Origin of the sequence: Hydrogenophaga sp. 5NK40-0174, assembly GCF_040372165.1 — a bacterium.
In the GTDB taxonomy this organism is placed as follows: Bacteria; Pseudomonadota; Gammaproteobacteria; order Burkholderiales; family Burkholderiaceae_C; genus Hydrogenophaga.
In genome coordinates, this window is sequence record NZ_BAABWG010000001.1 from 559,190 (window position 1) to 576,488 (window position 17,299).

The 17,299-nt window shown below is 61.2% G+C and carries 15 protein-coding genes and 1 tRNA gene; 5 read left to right on the forward strand and 11 right to left on the reverse strand.

Going from position 1 to position 17,299, the window contains the following annotated elements; translation table 11 throughout:
* Positions 1 to 34: 34 nt before the first annotated feature.
* The gene (locus tag ABWV89_RS02555) at positions 35 to 1,318 is read right to left on the reverse strand and encodes an HlyD family secretion protein (RefSeq protein WP_353393905.1); all 1,284 of its coding nucleotides are present in this window, start codon (positions 1,316 to 1,318) and stop codon (positions 35 to 37) included.
* Positions 1,319 to 1,509: 191 nt separating this feature from the next.
* Here ABWV89_RS02555 and ABWV89_RS02560 point away from each other — a divergent pair, with 191 nt between their 5' ends.
* Positions 1,510 to 2,073: a TMEM165/GDT1 family protein gene (locus ABWV89_RS02560; RefSeq protein WP_353395137.1), complete on the forward strand. Its 564-nt coding sequence runs from the start codon at positions 1,510 to 1,512 to the stop codon at positions 2,071 to 2,073.
* Between the two features lie 148 nt (positions 2,074 to 2,221).
* Here the strand turns inward: ABWV89_RS02560 and ABWV89_RS02565 are convergent.
* Positions 2,222 to 2,295, reverse strand: a tRNA-Gly gene (locus ABWV89_RS02565).
* Between the two features lie 199 nt (positions 2,296 to 2,494).
* Here ABWV89_RS02565 and ABWV89_RS02570 point away from each other — a divergent pair.
* The 3 genes from ABWV89_RS02570 (at position 2,495) to ABWV89_RS02580 (ending at position 5,171) form a co-directional block, all read left to right on the forward strand.
* Positions 2,495 to 3,028: a tetratricopeptide repeat protein gene (locus ABWV89_RS02570; protein ID WP_353393908.1), complete on the forward strand. Its 534-nt coding sequence runs from the start codon at positions 2,495 to 2,497 to the stop codon at positions 3,026 to 3,028.
* 74 nt (positions 3,029 to 3,102) lie between these two features.
* Entirely contained in the window at positions 3,103 to 4,518 is a 1,416-nt protein-coding gene (locus ABWV89_RS02575; protein WP_353393910.1) for a histidine kinase, read from the forward strand.
* Complete coding sequence (locus tag ABWV89_RS02580; protein ID WP_353393912.1) at positions 4,515 to 5,171, forward strand: response regulator; 657 nt, start codon at positions 4,515 to 4,517, stop codon at positions 5,169 to 5,171. Before ABWV89_RS02575 ends, ABWV89_RS02580 begins: the two co-directional genes overlap by 4 nt.
* A 20-nt stretch (positions 5,172 to 5,191) precedes the next feature.
* Here the strand turns inward: ABWV89_RS02580 and ABWV89_RS02585 are convergent, their stop codons facing one another.
* The 9 genes from ABWV89_RS02585 to gabT all read right to left on the reverse strand — a co-directional run bounded on the left by ABWV89_RS02585 (position 5,192) and on the right by gabT (position 15,688).
* Positions 5,192 to 6,670: an NAD-dependent succinate-semialdehyde dehydrogenase gene (locus ABWV89_RS02585; RefSeq protein ID WP_353393914.1), complete on the reverse strand. Its 1,479-nt coding sequence runs from the start codon at positions 6,668 to 6,670 to the stop codon at positions 5,192 to 5,194.
* Between the two features lie 106 nt (positions 6,671 to 6,776).
* Positions 6,777 to 7,862, reverse strand: coding sequence for an ABC transporter substrate-binding protein (locus ABWV89_RS02590; RefSeq protein WP_353393915.1), 1,086 nt, complete (start codon positions 7,860 to 7,862; stop codon positions 6,777 to 6,779).
* Between the two features lie 5 nt (positions 7,863 to 7,867).
* Complete coding sequence (gene speB / locus ABWV89_RS02595) at positions 7,868 to 8,824, reverse strand: agmatinase (protein ID WP_502903119.1); 957 nt, start codon at positions 8,822 to 8,824, stop codon at positions 7,868 to 7,870.
* The gene (locus ABWV89_RS02600; RefSeq protein WP_353393916.1) at positions 8,814 to 9,665 is read right to left on the reverse strand and encodes an isocitrate lyase/PEP mutase family protein; all 852 of its coding nucleotides are present in this window, start codon (positions 9,663 to 9,665) and stop codon (positions 8,814 to 8,816) included. The genes speB and ABWV89_RS02600 overlap by 11 nt, the downstream gene beginning before the upstream one ends.
* 43 nt (positions 9,666 to 9,708) lie before the next feature.
* Positions 9,709 to 10,527, reverse strand: coding sequence for an ABC transporter permease (locus tag ABWV89_RS02605; RefSeq protein ID WP_353393918.1), 819 nt, complete (start codon positions 10,525 to 10,527; stop codon positions 9,709 to 9,711).
* 165 nt (positions 10,528 to 10,692) lie between these two features.
* A complete protein-coding gene (locus ABWV89_RS02610; protein ID WP_353393920.1) occupies positions 10,693 to 11,907 on the reverse strand; it encodes an ABC transporter permease in 1,215 nt (404 codons plus the stop codon).
* Positions 11,908 to 11,933: 26 nt separating this feature from the next.
* Positions 11,934 to 12,962, reverse strand: a complete 1,029-nt coding sequence (locus ABWV89_RS02615) for an ABC transporter substrate-binding protein (RefSeq protein WP_353393922.1) — start codon at positions 12,960 to 12,962, stop codon at positions 11,934 to 11,936.
* A gap of 123 nt (positions 12,963 to 13,085) precedes the next feature.
* Positions 13,086 to 14,168 carry an ABC transporter ATP-binding protein gene (locus ABWV89_RS02620; protein WP_353393924.1) on the reverse strand — a complete coding sequence of 361 codons (1,083 nt, stop codon included), beginning with the start codon at positions 14,166 to 14,168 and terminating at the stop codon, positions 13,086 to 13,088.
* Positions 14,169 to 14,389: 221 nt separating this feature from the next.
* A complete protein-coding gene (gene gabT, locus ABWV89_RS02625) occupies positions 14,390 to 15,688 on the reverse strand; it encodes a 4-aminobutyrate--2-oxoglutarate transaminase (RefSeq protein WP_353393926.1) in 1,299 nt (432 codons plus the stop codon).
* A 143-nt stretch (positions 15,689 to 15,831) separates the two neighbouring features.
* Between gabT and ABWV89_RS02630 the strand changes: the two genes are divergently transcribed.
* Positions 15,832 to 17,235: an aminotransferase-like domain-containing protein gene (locus ABWV89_RS02630; RefSeq protein WP_353393928.1), complete on the forward strand. Its 1,404-nt coding sequence runs from the start codon at positions 15,832 to 15,834 to the stop codon at positions 17,233 to 17,235.
* Positions 17,236 to 17,299: the final 64 nt, after the last annotated feature.

The following is a 17,299-nucleotide window of genomic DNA, read 5'->3' on the forward strand; positions in this document are numbered from 1 at the left end:
ATTGATGTTGCAGGCATGTCGTCTTTGTGTTGCATCAACTCATGCGTCGTGTGACGCTGTACAAAGGCTCGAGAACCCACTCATAGAGCTTGCGTTTTTCCTGCAGGATGTCGGCTTCCAGTTGCATGCCGGTCTGCAGCGGCCTGACGCCGCCATAGGCTTGTACTTCATGCACTTCCAGTTTGACGGTGATGGCGTACACAGGCTCTGTCGGACTGGTGCTGACGGCAGGTACGGCACTGAGTTCACTGGGGGTGACGGCACTGGTTGAGACCGACTCCACGACGCCCCGGTAAGTGCCGAATTTCTGGTACGGAAACGCCTGATACCTCAGCAGCACCTCGTCTCCTTGTTTCACAAAGCCGATGCTGCTGCTCGGTGCATAGAGCCTTGCCTGCAAAGGGCTGTTGCTGGGGACGATGGTCAGTAGTGGCACAGAACCATCGACTCGCTGTCCTTTTTCCGCTGTCACCAGGGTCGCGCGCCCATCCTCCGGTGCTGTCACCACCACGCGGCGGCGACTCTCGACTTCGGTCAGCTGCTGCTCGGCGCCGAGCATCTCCCGCTCGAGCTCGGCCATCTGATTGTCGTACCGCAAAGCCGTGGATTCGATTTGCTGCTCCAGCTGGTTGCGCTCGCGCTCGAGCGCGAGAGCTTCTCGCTCCAGCGCCCGCATGCGAGCATTCTGCTCGGCCAGCGCCATGTCCTTCTGGACCAGCTCCTCGTGGGCAATGTAGTCCTGGTCGGCCAGGCCCTTGTAGCGGTTTCTCGTGTCTCGGGCGATCGCGACCAGGGCTTTTTGCTGGTCGACCTGTGCCGACATGGCGGTCGCTTCGCCTTGCGCGGCGACCAACCGGCGGCGCAAGCGCGCCAGTTCGTCGTCCTTCGCCGAGACCTGGCGCCGCAGCTCCTGTCCCAGCGAGTCCTTGCGTTGCTCCAGCTGGCTGGCAATGTCCGCCTGCAGCTCTCGGGAATCCTCGCCCATGCGGTCACTGCTGAGCACATAGAGCACATCGCCCTTGTGCACCATCCTGCCTTCGCTGACGTGCTTTTCCGTCACAACACCAGCCTGCGGGGTGTGCACGCGCAAGACGCCGCCGGCAGGCAGCAGCTGGCCGTTGACCGTGACCCGGCGCTGCAGGCTGCCGACAAAGCCGAAAACAATCACGGCGATGGCCAGCGTCGCGGCAATCAGGCTGACCCAGGTGGCCGAAAGCCGGGGCGTCAGAACAATCTGGCCCAATACCGGGGTTCGCTGGCCAGTCATGGCCTCGCTGCGAAACAGTGGGGCGTCTGAGGAGGGGGTCGGGGCATTCATGTTGGGCAGGCCCGCGCACGGTGGCTTGGGGCAGAATCTCGCTTTCGTGCCTGAAAACGGGCACAACACACAAAAGTGTACGTTTTTTCAACGTAACGCCCTGTCTCAGAGCTCGCCAAACGTGGGATTTGCACGACTTGGCAGAGATGCCTGGACGGGGTTTGAAGTTTGGTTTGATCGTGGATCTTGGTTTGGATGCATTCCTGATATCGACGGGCCTGGTGGCGCTGGCTGAAATGGGTGACAAGACCCAGCTCCTGTCACTGGTGCTGGCAACGCGCCACCGAAGGGCATGGCCCATCGTCTGGGGCATTCTCGTGGCGACATTGCTCAACCATTCGATTGCCGGAGCCCTGGGGGCGTGGATTGACCAACATGTGGACCCGGAATGGATGCGCTGGGTGCTGGGTGCCGGTTTCCTGGCGATGGCGTTGTGGATGCTGGTGCCGGACAAGCTGGAAGAAGAGGATGCAGGGGCAGCCTCATCGGGCTGGGGTGTGTTCTGTCTGACGGTCTGGGTGTTTTTCCTGGCAGAGATGGGCGACAAGACACAGGCGGCCACCGTTGCACTGGGGGCTCAGTACGAGCCGCTGTGGGCCGTGGTGTTGGGCACGACGTTTGGCATGCTGCTCGCCAACGTGCCAGTGGTGTTCCTGGGTGAGGCGATCACGCGCCGCATTCCGATTCGTCTGATACACCTGCTCACGGCAGTGCTGTTCGCCATCATCGGGCTTTGGGTTTTGCTGGCTGCTTGAGGCTGGGCAAGCCTGGTCGAATCACACCTCATCCCATCCCATCCCATTCCATCCCATTCCATCCCATTCCATCCCATTCCATCCCATTCCATCACCCTCCCCAGAACGCCAAAGGCCTTGCGCGAAAGCGCAAGGCCTTTGTCTTATCTGGAGCGGGCGATGGGAATCGAACCCACGTCTTGAGCTTGGGAAGCTCAGGTCCTACCATTGAACGACGCCCGCTTTTGGCGCCATTGTAGCCAGCTTTTTTGCTCGGGTGATTTGCCCGTTTTGGCCAGGGCAAATCACCCTGAGGGTTGCTCGCTGTCATCTGTGCTGGTTTTGGCTCGTACCATCCGTTTGTTCGCGATTCGGCTGCCTCGGAAGAGGTGACGGGTCATGGGCAAACCTGGTAGGAAGCAGAGAAAGCGAGACAAGCGATATGACGGGAATTCGATCGATGTGGGCAGTGGGTGGAGCGTTGGGTTTGTGCCTGGCCGTCGCTGGCGTGGCGTTGCACGCAGAACCTTCGCCAACGGCAGAGACCTTGGTGGACGAGAGACCAGAGAGTGACTTGAGCTACACGGCCTGGGTCGACAGCAACAAGCGGTTCAAGTGCCTCTATGGCTACGCAGCTGACAAGACGGGCGATCATGAAGCAGCGATCCGGATTTTTGAGGACTGTATCGATCGCTGGGAAGACGTGTACTCCATGATCTGGCTGGCGCAGATTCTGGAGAACGGGCAGGGCGGACCCAATGGGGTTGAGCGGGCCACGGCGCTGATGAAGCGCGGGGCTGCGCACCCCGATACATCCGGCTATGCCACCCTGGCTCGCTACCACTACGGCATGGCTTTGCTCAGCGGGCACGGGGTGGAGAAAGATGAAACTGGGGCGCGTCGGTGGCTGGAGCGGGCCGCCAGGGAGGGGCTGCCTGAAGCGCAGGAGCAGCTCGATCGCATGGCTGAGCACTGAATCTGTCTCAGGCTGGAACGGGCAAATCGCCCGGGCAGGTGGTTTTGGTGGCGCGCGCCCACTAAGATCCCCTCATGGAGACGAGCTCGGCCAGCAGTGAATACGACCTCAAGCGCAGGCTGGTGATCGGCTTGTGCGCCGGCGCTTTGTTGTTGTTTCTGCTGTCGGTGGTGTACTGGGTGCAGCAGGTCGGGCCGCGCATGGCGTCGGAACAAGCGCAACTGGCCCGCACCATGGTCGAGCTCAAGGTCAACTACCTCAGGGATGACTTTGGCGACGAGTCTGGCCCTTTCGTCAATTACAGGTTGGACCTGGAGCTGAAATCGTTGCAAGGCATCGGCATGCTGGTGCCGTTCTGTGCATCCCTGCATGACATTCATGACCGCGTGGTGGACGATGCCTGCTATGGCGATACGGCCTGGTCGCCCCAGTGGGTTTCGAAGGCGGTTGGTCACCTGGTAGCACCTGGCACTTCACACCAGATACCCGCCTTGCGTTACCCCGGTGTGCGCGTCGGGTGGATCCGATTGCGCCCGAATGAGGCTGCCGAAGCGAGTCGCTTGTGGGGGCAGCTCGAATGGAGTCTGCTCATGGTGCTGGGCATCATGCTCATGTCTGCGGGCGTATATGCGGTGGTGCGCAGGGCATTGCAGCCAACGCAAGCGATGATGACTGCCATCGACCAGCTGGAGCAGGGCGACCTCGCTGCGCGGATGCCGCCGTCGCGCATGCGCGAGCTGCATCGCATCGGGGAGCAGTTCAACCACATGGCAGCGCGATTGCAAAAGACCATCGGCGCGCAGCGCGTGCTGGCCGACCGGTTGCTCAAGGTACGGGAAGAAGAGCGGCGCAGGTTGGCACGCGAGCTGCACGACGAGCTCGGACAGCGGCTCACATCCATCAATGCGGAGGCCACCTATGCTGGCAATGTGTCTCAGACCAAGTTGCCAGAGCTGATGCCCAGCCTGGAAGCGATCGAGCGAGTGTCGGGCGAGACCATGGCTTCCGTTCAGCGCATCTTGCAGGGCTTGCGCCCTCCCGGCCTCGATACATTTGGTCTTGACCGTTGCCTGGAGCAGTTGGGCAAGACATGGGAGGGGCAGCGCAATGGAGCTCAAGGTGTCAAGGTCGACATGCGGGTCGACGTACAGGCGCAAGACTGGAACGATACGTTGACAGTCAGTGCCTATCGCCTGGTGCAGGAGGCGCTGACGAATGCGTTTCGGCACGGGCAGGCAACTCACGTGGCGGTTGATCTGAGTGAGAGCGACACACACATTCGCCTGACCATCGTTGACAACGGCCAGGCCAGCAGCCTGCCACCCACCGATTCAGAAGGTCACGGCATTCTGGGCATGCGAGAGCGCGTGGACGCTCTGGGCGGCCGGTTCGACATGGCGGTGGTGGAGCCGCACGGACTCAAGGTGGATATCCATCTTCCGAATGCAGTGGCGCGGGCATTGCCGAACAACGGAGAAGACAACACATGATTCGAGTGGCACTGGTCGATGATCATGCCGTGGTGCGAGAGGGCTATCGGCGTCTGCTGGAAAGCAAAGGCGACATCAGCATCGTGGGCGAAGCGGGCGCAGCCGACGAAGGCTATGCACTGTGTCTGGCGCAAAAGCCCGATGTCTTGCTGCTGGATTTGAGTCTGGGCCAATCCAGCGGATTGAACCTGCTCGACCGGGTGCAGCGGCGGCTGCCTGAAACGCGGGTGCTGGTGTTCTCCATGCACCAGGACCCGATGCACGCTGTGCAGGCGCTGCGCTCAGGAGCCCTGGGCTATGTGACCAAATCGAGCCCGGCCAGTGTGCTGGCTGAGGCGGTGTATCAGGTTGCGCTGGGCAAGCGAGCCCTGAGCCCGGACATTGCAGGCGAGGTGACGCATCTGTTGCTGACCGACAGCCCGGCTGCCAGGAATGAACTCACGCCGCGCGAATTCGACGTGCTCCGCTTGCTCATGCAAGGCTTGGAAGTGGACCAGATTGCAGAGGCCTTGCACATCAGCCCGAAGACTGTGCGCAATACCCATTACCAGCTCAAGGCCCGTTTGGGTGCCAAATCGGACATCGAGCTGACCAAAATGGCGATCCAGATGGAGCTGGTGGACGTGCCGCCTGCAGCCTCAGGAGACAGCTGACGGCCAGCCCACCCGGGTGATCACTTCTCGATGTCGGCCACGCAGAGGTACTTGATCTCGATGTAGTCATCCATGCCGTAGTGTGAACCCTCGCGGCCCATGCCGGATTGCTTCACGCCGCCGAAGGGGGCGTGTTCCACCGAGATGATGCCGGTGTTCACGCCGACCATGCCGTATTCCAGTGCCTCGCCCACGCGGAAGATGCGGCCGACATCGCGGCTGAAGAAGTAGCTGGCCAGACCGAACTCGGTGTTGTTGGCTGCGTCGATGGCTTCCTTCTCGGTCTTGAACTTGAACACTGGGGCGAACGGACCAAAGGTTTCCTCTCGGGCGCAGAGCATGTCTGGCGTGGCATCGGCCACCACGGTGGGCTCGAAGAACTGGCCTTCCAGGCGCTTGCCGCCGGCCACCACGCGGCCGCCCTTGGCCACCGCATCGTCCACATGGCGCTGAACCTTTTCCAGTGCGGCTTCCTCGATCAGCGGGCCCTGGTTCACGCCGTCTTCGAAACCGTTGCCCACCTTGGCTGTCTTGACCTTGGCGGCGAACTTCTCGACGAAGGCGTCGTACACGCTTTCCTGCACGTACAGGCGGTTGGAGCAGACGCAGGTCTGGCCGGCATTGCGGTATTTGCTGGCGAAGGCGCCTTCCACGGCGCTGTCGATGTCGGCATCGTCAAACACGATGAAGGGCGCATTGCCGCCCAGCTCCAGGGACACCTTGGTGATGGTAGGGGCGCACTGGGCCATCAGGATGCGGCCCACTTCCGTGGAGCCGGTGAAGGACAGGTGGCGAATGATGTCGTTCTCGCACAGCTCCTTGCCTACCTCAATGCTGCCCGCGCCATCAGCGGTCACGATGTTGAGCACGCCAGCAGGAATACCGGCACGCAAGGCCAGCTCACCTGCGGCCAGGGCTGTCAGCGGGGTCAGTTCAGCCGGCTTGATCACCACGGGGCAGCCTGCCGCCAGGGCAGGGGCCACTTTGCGGGTGATCATGGCCAGGGGGAAGTTCCACGGCGTGATGGCGGCGCACACACCGATGGGCTGCTTGAGCACGAACAGGCGGCGGTTGTTGTCGAAAGTGGGCAGGGTTTCACCATAGACGCGCTTGGCTTCTTCGGCGAACCATTCCACAAAGCTGGCGCCATAGGCGACTTCGCCTTTGGCTTCGGCCAGCGGCTTGCCTTGTTCTGCCGTCATCATTCGGCCCAGGTCTTCCTGGTTGGCCATCAGCAGGTCAAACCACTTGCGCAGGATGTTGGCGCGTGCCTTGGCATTGGTGTTGCGCCATCCAGCCCAGGCCGCGTTGGCAGCCTCAATGGCCTGGCGGGCTTCGGTGCGGCCAAGATTGGCCACATCGGCCAGGTGCTGCCCGGTGGCCGGGTCGTGCACTGCAAACTGGCTGTTGCCTGCCACCCACTCGCCGTTGATCAGGGCACCGGTCTTGAGCAGTGTCGGGTCGTTGAGCTGGGCCAGGGGGGAAGTCTTCATGTCCATGGGAGTCTCCTTCGTTGCAGTGGGAGGATTTTATTTAACTGGTTAAACAATTGATGGCGCCCGGGCGACGAAACACTACCCGTTGCCCGGGATTGAGCGGCTTCGATTATTGGAGCATTTGAGCCATCTGTGTCTCGATTCTGGCGCCTTTGGTCACCCAGAAAGTCGGGTCGAACCCCAAGGAGCGCAGCAGGTTGCCCGGGGCAGATGGCAGGTCGCTGGGGGCCATGGACAGATCGATCAGGTGTTCGTCAGCCACGGGGCGCTTGCGCACCTTGTCGTACTCGAGGATGGCGTTGAAGTGGGTAGGCCCGTAGGCAATCTCTTTCGAGAACGCCAGCTGGGCCGTGTCGGTGGTGGCAAAGCGGATGAAGGCTTTGGCCTGTGCGACATTGGGGGACCCTTTGACCACGGCCCAGTAGTCCATGTCATAGATCGCGTCGGTCCAGACCGTCTCGAGCGTGGCACCGTCATCGACTGCAGCGGAAATGCGCCCGTTGTAGGCCGTGCTCATCACCACCTCGTTGGCCGCCAGCATCTTGGGCGGCTGCGAGCCGGACTCCCACCACACGATGTGGGGTGCGAGCTGCTTGATCTTGTTCAGGGCCCGTTGCAGCCCGGACTCGGTGCTCAGCACCTGGTAGACGTCGCGACGGTGAACGCCGTCAGCCATGAGTGCAAACTCCAGGTTGTAACGCGCGCCTTTTCGCATGGCGCGTTTGCCTGGAAACTTCTCCACGTCCCAGAAGTCGGCCCAGTTGCGGGGTTTGTCCGTTGTGTAGGTGGCGCTGTTGTAGGCCATCACGGTAGACCATACAAAGGCACCGACACCGCAGTTGTGAATTGAGCCAGGCAAAGCCATCGCCGTGTTGCCCAGCTGGCGCTTGTCCAGTTGTTCGAAAAGGCCTTCGGTGCAGCCGATGGTCAGCTCGGAAGACTCCACCTCCACCACATCCCACTGGGTCTTGCGTGCCAGAACCATCTTGCGCACGGGCGCCAGGCTGCCGTCGTACTCGACGCCCCTGGTGACGGTTTTGCTGGCTTTGGCAAACGGTTTGAGAAACGCGACCTCCTGTGCCTTGCCGTTGGCGCCGCCAAAATTGGCAACAACCAGTTCGGACGCCTGTGCATGGGCAGCAGTGAATAGCAGGGCAGAGAGGGCGGAAGAAAGGAAGGGATGAACAGACTTCATGGGTATCACCGGTAGAGGACGCCGGGCAAGACGCACAGCATTTCAAACAACAGGTTGGCACCCAGCAAGGCGGTGTTGCCCGTCGTGTCGTAGGCCGGAGAGACCTCCACCAGATCGCAACCGACCAGATTGAGGCCTCGGCAGCCGCGGACGATCTCCAGTGCCTGAGGAACGCTCAAGCCACCGACCTCCGGGGTACCAGTGCCTCCTGCATAAGCAGGATCGATGCCATCGATATCGAAGCTGAGATAGGTTGGCGTGTCTGGTCCGATGGCTTCGCGGATGCGGTCCATCAAGGGGGCCAGTGACTGCCACCAGACCTCGTGTGCCGGCACGATGGTGAAGCCTTGCTGGCGGGGCCAGTCGAAGTCTTCGGCCGAGTAGCCGCTGCCGCGCAAGCCGATTTGCCAGACCTTGTCGTTGATGAGCAAGCCTTCTTCGACGGCGCGCCGAAACGGTGTGCCATGGGCAATGCGCTCGCCGAACATGTCCGGGTTCACATCGGCATGGGCGTCCACGTGAATGAGTGCCACTGGCCCATGCGTCGCCTTCATCGCCCGCAGAATGGGCAGGGCAATGGTGTGGTCACCACCGAGCGTCAGCGGGATGCAGCCGGAAGCGATGACCGGTTGATAGTGCTGTTCGATGATGTCGACCGAACGCTGCAGGTTGTAGGTGTTGATGGGCACATCGCCCAGGTCGGCGACTTGTAGCGCATCGAATGGCGCGGCGCCTGTCGCCATGTTGTAGGGGCGGATCAGGCAGGACTCCGCGCGGATCTGGCGGGGACCGAATCGGGCACCTGGGCGGTGACTGGTACCGATGTCGAGAGGTACACCGATGAAGCCGGCGTTGAGCCCTTCAGACGTGGCCGCGCCGGGCAGCCGCATCATGGTGGCGATGCCTCCAAAGCGCGGCATCTCGTTGCCGCCCTGGGGTTGGTTGAATGCGCTATCGCTCACTTGGGTACTCCAAAAAAAACCGGCTCAACTCCGCGTCCGGAATCTGCCGGTTCGCAAAACCAAAGCTGCCCCGGGTTTGGATTTCCCTGACCGCGTCTCGCAGGGCCCCAAAGCAGGTGCGCGCGATGCTGCCGCCAGTGCTGATGCGACGAACGCCGGACGCTGCCAGGTCGTTGACCGTCAGGGTGTTGCCTGTCAATCCCATGACAACGTTGAGGGGGCAGGCGAGACTCTCAACCAGATGGCGAATGGTGGTGATGTCGTTGATGCCGGGAACGAAGAGGCAGTCGGCGCCGGCTGCACGATATCGTTGGCATCGAGCGAGACTTTCCTCAAGTGCATCCGGAATGCCTAGGAGAAAGGCATCGCATCGCGCAGTCAATGTAAACGGGAGTCCTGCTGAATCTGCTGCGGCTCGCGCTGCTTCAATGCGCTCGGCCGCCGCGTCAACAGTGAACATTGCGGTGGTGCCATTGCTACTGTCGACATCTTCTATGTTGGCACCGCATGCCCCAGCCTCGATGGTCAAGCGGATGGTGTCACCAACTTCACGGGCGGTGGATCCGTAGCCCGATTCAAGATCGGCATTGACGGGGACATCGACCGATCGAGAGATGCGGTGTATGGCTTCGAGCATGCAGTCTCGATCGACAGCGTTTGCACCGTCAGGTAAGCCAAGCGAGTATGCGATACCGGCGCTTGTCGTTCCAATGGCCTTGAATCCCTCTGCTGCAAGGATGCGGGCACTGCCCGCGTCCCACGCGTTGGGCATCACGAAAGTACCTTGCTGGTGCAAGGCTTGCATTCTCAGACCGCGTTCTATGCGCTTGGCAGTGCTCATGGTTGACGTGGGCGATGGAAGACCCAAGGAGTCCAGGGTCCGCTCACTTGCGACGGCCGCGCAGCCACTCGAGCGTCAGCATCAGTGATGTCGTGAACAGGATGAGCAACGTGGCGACAGCCGCAATGGTGGGTGAAATGTTCTCGCGGATGCCGGTGAACATCTGGCGGGGCAGGGTGACCTGATCCGGCCCGGCCAGGAAAAGCGTGACCACCACTTCGTCGAAGGAGGTCGCAAAGGCGAACAGGGCGCCGGAGATGACGCCGGGCGCGATGACCGGGAGTGTCACGCGAAAGAACGTGGTGAGTGGGCTGGCGCCAAGGCTCAGGCTGGCCTTGACCAGGTTCTGGTTGAAGCTTTGCAGTGTGGCCAGCACTGTCGTGACCACAAAAGGTGCGCCCAGGGCAGCATGCACCAGGATCAGGCCCAGGTAGCTGTCGTTCAGGCCGAGCTTGGCGAAGTACAGGTAGGTGCTCACAGCCACCACCACCACCGGCACCACCATCGGTGAAATCAGCAGACTGGTGACGAAGCCTTTGGCCAGAAACCGGGTGTGTGCCAGCCCCATGGCTGCCAGCGTGCCGAGCACGGTCGCCAGCAGCGTGGACAGCGGCGCGACGATGAAGCTGTTTTTGGTGGCGCGAATCCATTCGTCTGCATGGAACATCTCTTCGTACCAGCGAAGAGACCAGCCTTCGATCGGGTAGGCCAGGAAGGTACTGTCGCTGAACGACAGCGGCATGATGACCAGCACCGGTAGCAGCAAAAAGACCAGTACCAGCAAGCTGCCAAGGCGCAGCGCCAGCCATCCGAGCTTGTCGAAGAAACCGTAGTAAGCGGGAAAGTCAGGAAGTTTGAACATCTCGGAAACCTGCTCGGAACTGATTCAGAAGGTCATGCATCGGTCATGCATCGGCGCATACATGCGAACCAAGCACACACCGTGGATCTGGCTTTGCCAGGCCACCGGTGTGGTCCCCCTTGTCAGGGGGGGAAGACGCAAAGCGACGCAGGGGGGTACTCATCTCTATCCCAGGCTGAGTTCAGCCTTGGCCACCTTGCGGTACACGCCGTACAGAATCATGGTGGTCAGCAAAAGCACGCCGCCCAATGCGCAGGCCATGCCCCAGTTGACTTCCACGTTGGTGTATTGCGCCACGTAGTAGCTCAGCATCTGATCGCTCGGGCCGCCCAGCAGGGCAGGCGTCAGGTAGTAGCCGATGCTGGTGATGAATACCAGCAACCCACCAGCGGCGATGCCAGGGTAGGTTTGCGGCAGGTATACGCGAACGAAGGCGGCCAGTGGTGCACTGCCCAGCGAAATGGCTGCGCGCAGGTAGTTTGGCGGTACCGACTTCATCACGCTGTAGAGCGGCAGGATGGCGAATGGCAACAGGATGTGCACCATGGCGATGATCACGCCAACGCGATTGAACAGCAATTGCAGGGGCGTGTCGGTCAAGCCGATCCACATCAGGAAACGGTTGATCAGGCCGTTGTTCTGCAGCAGCACGATCCAGGCGGCAATACGCACCAGGACAGATGTCCAGAATGGAAGCAGCACCAGAATCAGCATCATGTTGGCCCGCCGCTCACTCAACATGGAGAGCCAGTAGGCCAACGGGTAGGCAAGCAACAGCGCTGACAGCGTGACCACTGCGCTCATCTGGAACGTTCGTCCCAGAATGGTACGGAAGGCGGCAGCCTCCGCAGGGACTTCCTGGATCTCTCCCTGTGCATTGCGCCGCAGGTCGATGGAGGCGAGCAGGTAGTCGGGGGTCCAGCGGGAGCTGTTCTTGGCGATGGCCTGCCAGTAAGGCAACTCGGTCCATCGCTCGTCATGTTCGATGAGTTTTTCGCGGGCCTGTTCTGGGGAGAGGTTTTCGCCCAGTGGCAGTGCGCGGTAGGTGCCCATGACCAGTGATCGGCTGCCAGCCACTTCACTGTTCAGCCGGCGGGCCAGTGCACCCGCTTCGGCCGTTTCCTGCATGGCAGACAGGTCGTCGAGGATGCCTGCAAAAGCGTCGGCAGGCGGCTGGGACCGACGGTCCCAGCCTTTGAGGGCTTGCCCGGTGCGGGGCAGGGCGTCGGCCACCTCGGGGTTTTCGACTGCCCGCACCAGCAACGAGGCCAGCGGAACCAGAAAGAACACGACCAGAAACACAAGCAGAGGCACCGTCAGCGCAATGGCCCGCGCTTTTCGGCGACGCTCAGCCCGATGTAGCTGTGCGACAAGATCCATGGTTTCGGTTCCGTTGGCCATCGTCATTACTGCGCTGCCCAGGCGGCAAAGCGCTTCTCGAGGGCCTCACCCTGATCGGACCAGAAGCCGATGTTGAACTGCAGCGCGTCCTTGCTGTTGGCCTCAGAGGTCGGCAGTTGTGACAACACCTTGGCGTCAAGCTTGGCCAGTGCCTTGTTGTTGGTCGGGCCGTAGCTGATGTTCCTCGCGTACTCGGCCTGCGCGTCTGGCGTGCTGGCCATGGCGATGAACTTCATGGCAGCCTCTTTGTTTGGCGTGCCTTTCGGAATCACCCAGTAGTCCAGGTCGTAGATGCCGCCGGTCCAGGTGATCTTGAGGTTCTTGCCTTCGCGTTGGGCGGCGTCGATACGGCCGTTGTAGGCGGTGGTCATGGTCACGTCACCGGCAACCAGGAACTGGGGAGGCTGCGCGCCGGCTTCCCACCACTGGATGCTGGGCTTGAGTTCGCTCAGTTTCTTGAATGCGCGATCAGAGCCTTCTTTGGTGCGCAGAACCTTGTAGACGTCAGCAGGCTTCACGCCATCGGCCATCAGAGCGAACTCCAGGTTGTAGCGAGCGCCCTTGCGCAGGCCGCGTTTGCCCGGGAATTTCTTGACGTCCCAGAAATCGGCCCAGGTGGTGGGCGCTGTCTTGAGCTTGTCGCCATCGTAGGCCATGACGGTTGACCACACGAACGTGCCCACGCCGCACTCATGCACAGCGGCCTTCTGGAAGTCGGCCTTGTTGCCAATCTTGCTCCAGTCGATGGTCTCGAACAGACCTTCGTCGCAACCACGGGTCACGTCGGGGCTTTCCACTTCCACCACGTCCCAGGTGATTTTCTTGGCTTCGACCATGGCCTTGATCTTGGCCTGCTCGCCGTTGTACTCGACCGAAGTGATCTTGCCGCCAGCTTTCTCAAACGGCTCCACGTAGGCTTTCTTCTGTGCAGCACCGTTGGCGCCACCAAAGTTGACCACGGTCAGGGCCTCTTCAGCCATGGCGGGCATTGCCAGGGCAGCAGCCAGGGCAACAATTGCGGGAGTGAATTTCATGGGAAGCATCTCCTAGGGGTTGAAGGAAAGGAAGGGAACGAAAAGCGAAAGTGGATGCGCGGATGAGTGCGCGTGCGGATGCAAGGCCGTTCTGTTGAACGCGGTCTCAGGTGAGTCTGGCGATCAGCGATAGACGCGCAAGTGCTCGGGCGGCAAGTGCAGGCGAACAGTCTGACCGGCACTCATGTGCGCCTGTCGCTGCAGCGGAACCTTGACGCTCAGCTCAGCCTGTCCAGGCATGTGGCAACGCAATCGAAGATGGTCGCCGAAGTAAATGACATCGTCGACGTTGGTCTCGATCTGGTTGTCCGGCTGCTCCGAGGCGTCCACCAGTGCAATGCGTTCTGGCCGTACGCTGCACTGCACGCGATCGCCCACTGACGCCTGGTTGACATTGAGCCCGGTCAAGGCAACACCGTTGCCGGCATCGACTGTGCAGTGTTCGCCATTGGCAGAGACCACTGTTGCGTCCAGTACCGAGTTGTCGCCCACAAAACTGGCCACGAACCGATTGACCGGGGCCTCGTAGAGCTGGTCCACCACGTCGATCTGCTGGATCACGCCTTCATTGAAAACAGCCACACGGTCTGACATGGTGAGCGCTTCGGACTGGTCATGGGTCACATACACAAAAGTGATTCCGAGTTGCCGGTGCAGAGCCTTGAGCTCGATCTGCATGTGTTCGCGCAGCTGTTTGTCGAGTGCGCCCAGTGGTTCGTCCATCAGGACAAGTTGCGGATCGAACACCAAGGCACGGGCGAGCGCAACGCGCTGTTGCTGGCCGCCCGAAAGTTGTGCAGGGTAGCGCTCCCCCATGGGGCCCATCTGCACCATATCGAGCGCACGCTTGACTTTGTCTTCGAGCTCGCTCTTGCCCAGCTTGCGCACGGTGAGCGGGTAGGCGATGTTCTGTGCCACCGTCATGTGCGGGAACAGCGCGTAGTTCTGGAACACCATGCCGAAGTTGCGCTTGTGCGGCGGCGTGCGGGTGATGGGCACACCGTCGAGGAAGATGTCGCCGGCAGTCGGTGATTCAAAGCCGGCCAGCATCATCAGTGTGGTGGTCTTGCCAGAGCCGGAAGGCCCCAGCAAGGACAGGAACTCACCTCTTTGAATATCAAGGTTGAGATCCCTGACAACCAGTACGTGGCCGTCGTAGGTTTTTTGCACGCCATTGAATGTGACGAGAGCGGAGTCGGATGTCATGGGCACTGCAAGCGGATCGTCTGGTAGTCGTGGGATGGGTGTTGGGTTGGCATCCTGAAGGTGCATGCAACCTGTGTGCCTGATTTCATTCACTCGCAGGTGTGAAGTTCACCTTGTTGGGTGCATGAAAGCTTTGTGTTTTGTCGCGCAGGCAAGTCCGGTGAAAAACGCGCTGATGCCATGTGCATCGGCGCGCTTCCCTCATGGCAATGCCATGCACTTCAAGCGGATTTCGCGGCTTGCAGTGCAGCGCCAATGATGGCGATGCCTTCGTCGACGATCTCGTCCGATGCCGTCAGCGGCACCAGTACGCGAATGACGTTGCCGTAGGTTCCGCAGGTGAGCAGAATGAGGCCACGCTTGGTCGCTTCTGCCGCAATGGCTCGCGTCAGTTCTGCGTCGGGCTGCAGCGGCTCGCCGTCCTTGCACATTTCCATGGCTACCATGGCACCCATGCCACGAATTTCGGCCACGCAGCGCTGCCCGGTCGTCACGGCCTTGAGCCCGTCAGTCAGGCGTTGGCCCAGTTCGCGGCTGCGCTTGAGCAGGTCTTGCTTCTCGAATGCTTCGATCACGGCCAACGCTGCCGCACACGCCATGGGGCTGCCGGCATAGGTGCCACCCAACCCGCCGGGCGCTGGTGCATCCATGATGTCGGCGCGACCAATCACGGCGGAAATCGGGAAGCCGCCGGCGAGCGATTTGGCAGATGTGATCATGTCCGGTGCCACGCCACTTTGCTCCACGGCAAACCAGGTGCCCGTACGGCCAGCGCCGGTTTGCACTTCATCGGCGATCAGCACGATGCCATGCTGGTCACAAAGGGCGCGCAGGCGCTCCCACAACTCCTTGGGCGCGACGTTGAAGCCGCCTTCACCTTGTACTGGCTCCAGAATGATGGCCGCCACGCGGCTGGCCTCAATGTCGTTCTTGAAGATCTGTTCGATGGAGTCCATGGCGTCGTCCACCGACACACCACGCAGCGTGCTGGGAAACTTGGCATGGAAAATCTCGGCAGGGAAGGGGCCGAAGCCGGTCTTGTAGGGAGCGACCTTGCCGGTCAGGCCCAGCGTCATCATGGTGCGACCGTGGTAGCCGCCGCCGAATGCGATCACGCCAGAGCGACCGGTGTGCGCACGAGCAATCTTGATCGCGTTCTCCACGGCTTCGGCGCCAGTGGTCAGAAACAGCGTTTTCTTGGCGAACTTGCCCGGGGCCAGCGTGTTCAGGCGTTCGGCCAGCTCCACATATGGCTCGTAGGCCAATACCTGGAAGCAGGTGTGGGTGTACTGGTCGAGTTGTGCTTTGACAGCTTCCATCACACCTGGATGGCGGTGGCCGGTGTTGAGCACGGCAATACCGCCCGCGAAGTCGATGTAGCGTCGGCCTTCCACGTCCCAGACCTCTGCGTTGTCGCCTTTTGCGACAAATATGTGGTGACTTTGGCCAACCCCGCGTGGGATGGCTGCTTCGCGCCGTGCCATGAGCAGGGCGTTGGTGAGTTGGGCGTCGCGTTGCATGGTGTGCTCCAGGTCAACTGAAAGTATGAATCGGCTGACTGTAGGTGCGGTGACTGCTGGGTAACATATACAGACACCGTGCAACTCGAGGTGTACTGTGTAGCTCTCGCGACCAGTACAGTTTCGTCCTCTTACACTTGGCCATGTTCACCATCAACCCGAAAAGCTCCACCCCTCTGGTGGTTCAGATCGTCGACGGGTTTCGGGAGCTGATCCAGAGCGGGCACCTGAGACCTGGCGCCAAAGCGCCGTCGATCCGGCAGTTCGCCCACGCCCACGGCGTGAGCGTCTACACGGTGGTGGATGCCTACGACCGTCTGGTGGCACTGGGGTACTTCACTTCACGCCCGCATTCGGGCTTCTTCGTTCGTCAACGGGACCAGGCCAGTCGACGCCAGGCGCCACAAGCTTCCGAGTCAGGCGACTACAGCTTTGACTCCATGTGGTACCTGCGCCGGGTCTTCGAAGCACGTGGCCTGCGCCTGAAGCCCGGCTGTGGCTGGCTGCCCGGGGAGTGGCTTTTTCACCAGGGCATGCGGCGCAGCCTTCGCAGTCTGGCGGCCGAAGACGTTGAGCTTGGAGGATATGGAGAGCCCAAGGGTTTTGCTCCCTTGCGCCAGCTGGTCCGGGATGCCCTGTCGGAGCAGGAAATCGCCGTGAGTGCTGATCAGGTGCTGCTCACACAGGGCTCCAGCCAGGCCATGGACCTGGTGGCGAGGCGTCTCATCCGCCCGGGAGACGCCGTGCTGGTGGACAACCCCGGCTACCCCAACATGTTGTTCTCATTACGCTTTCTGGGCGCCAAGCTGATTGGTGTGCCGCGCACGCCAGACGGCTATGACCTGCAGGCGCTCGAAGCACTGGTCAAGACGCATCAGCCCAAGGTGTTTTTCACTCAGCCCCGCTTGCAAAGCCCCACCGGTTCGGTAGCCAGTCTGGCCCATTTGCACCGGGTGGTCTTGCTGGCTGAACAACACGGGTTCACCGTGGTGGAGAACGACATATACGTCGACCTCGATCCAGAGCCCAGACCGTCGCTGGCCAGTCTGGACCAGCTGCAGCGCGTGGTCTATGTGGGCAGCTATTCCAAGACCATTTCACCCAACATCCGTGTCGGCTACATGGCCGCGCCGCCCGACTTGCTCGAGGACCTGGCCCAGCTCAAGATGATCTCCGGGCTCACCTCATCAGAATTCAGCGAGCGCCTGGCTTATGGCGCGCTGGTGGACGGCCGGTGGCGCAAGCATCTTCGGGGGTTGCGGGACAGGCTGGCAGAGGCGCATCAGCGTGTGGCCCAGCAGCTTGAGGGTCTGGGTTTTGAGCTGTTCAGCGAGCCGGAGGCCGGCATGTTCCTCTGGGCGCGGCACCCCGACATCCAGAACGCCACCGAACTGGCCTACAAGGCGGCGGAGCAGGACATTCTGCTGGGACCAGGGCATTTGTTCGACCCGGACCTGGAGCCCAGCCCATGGATTCGGTTCAATGTGGCTTTTACCCAGGAACCGGCTGTGATGGCCTTCCTGCGCGAGCACGGCCACACTGGCTGACCCAGCCTGATTTCAGGGCTGCAATCGGCCTTCCATGGTCAAAAAGCCAGGCCGAAATGGGCTC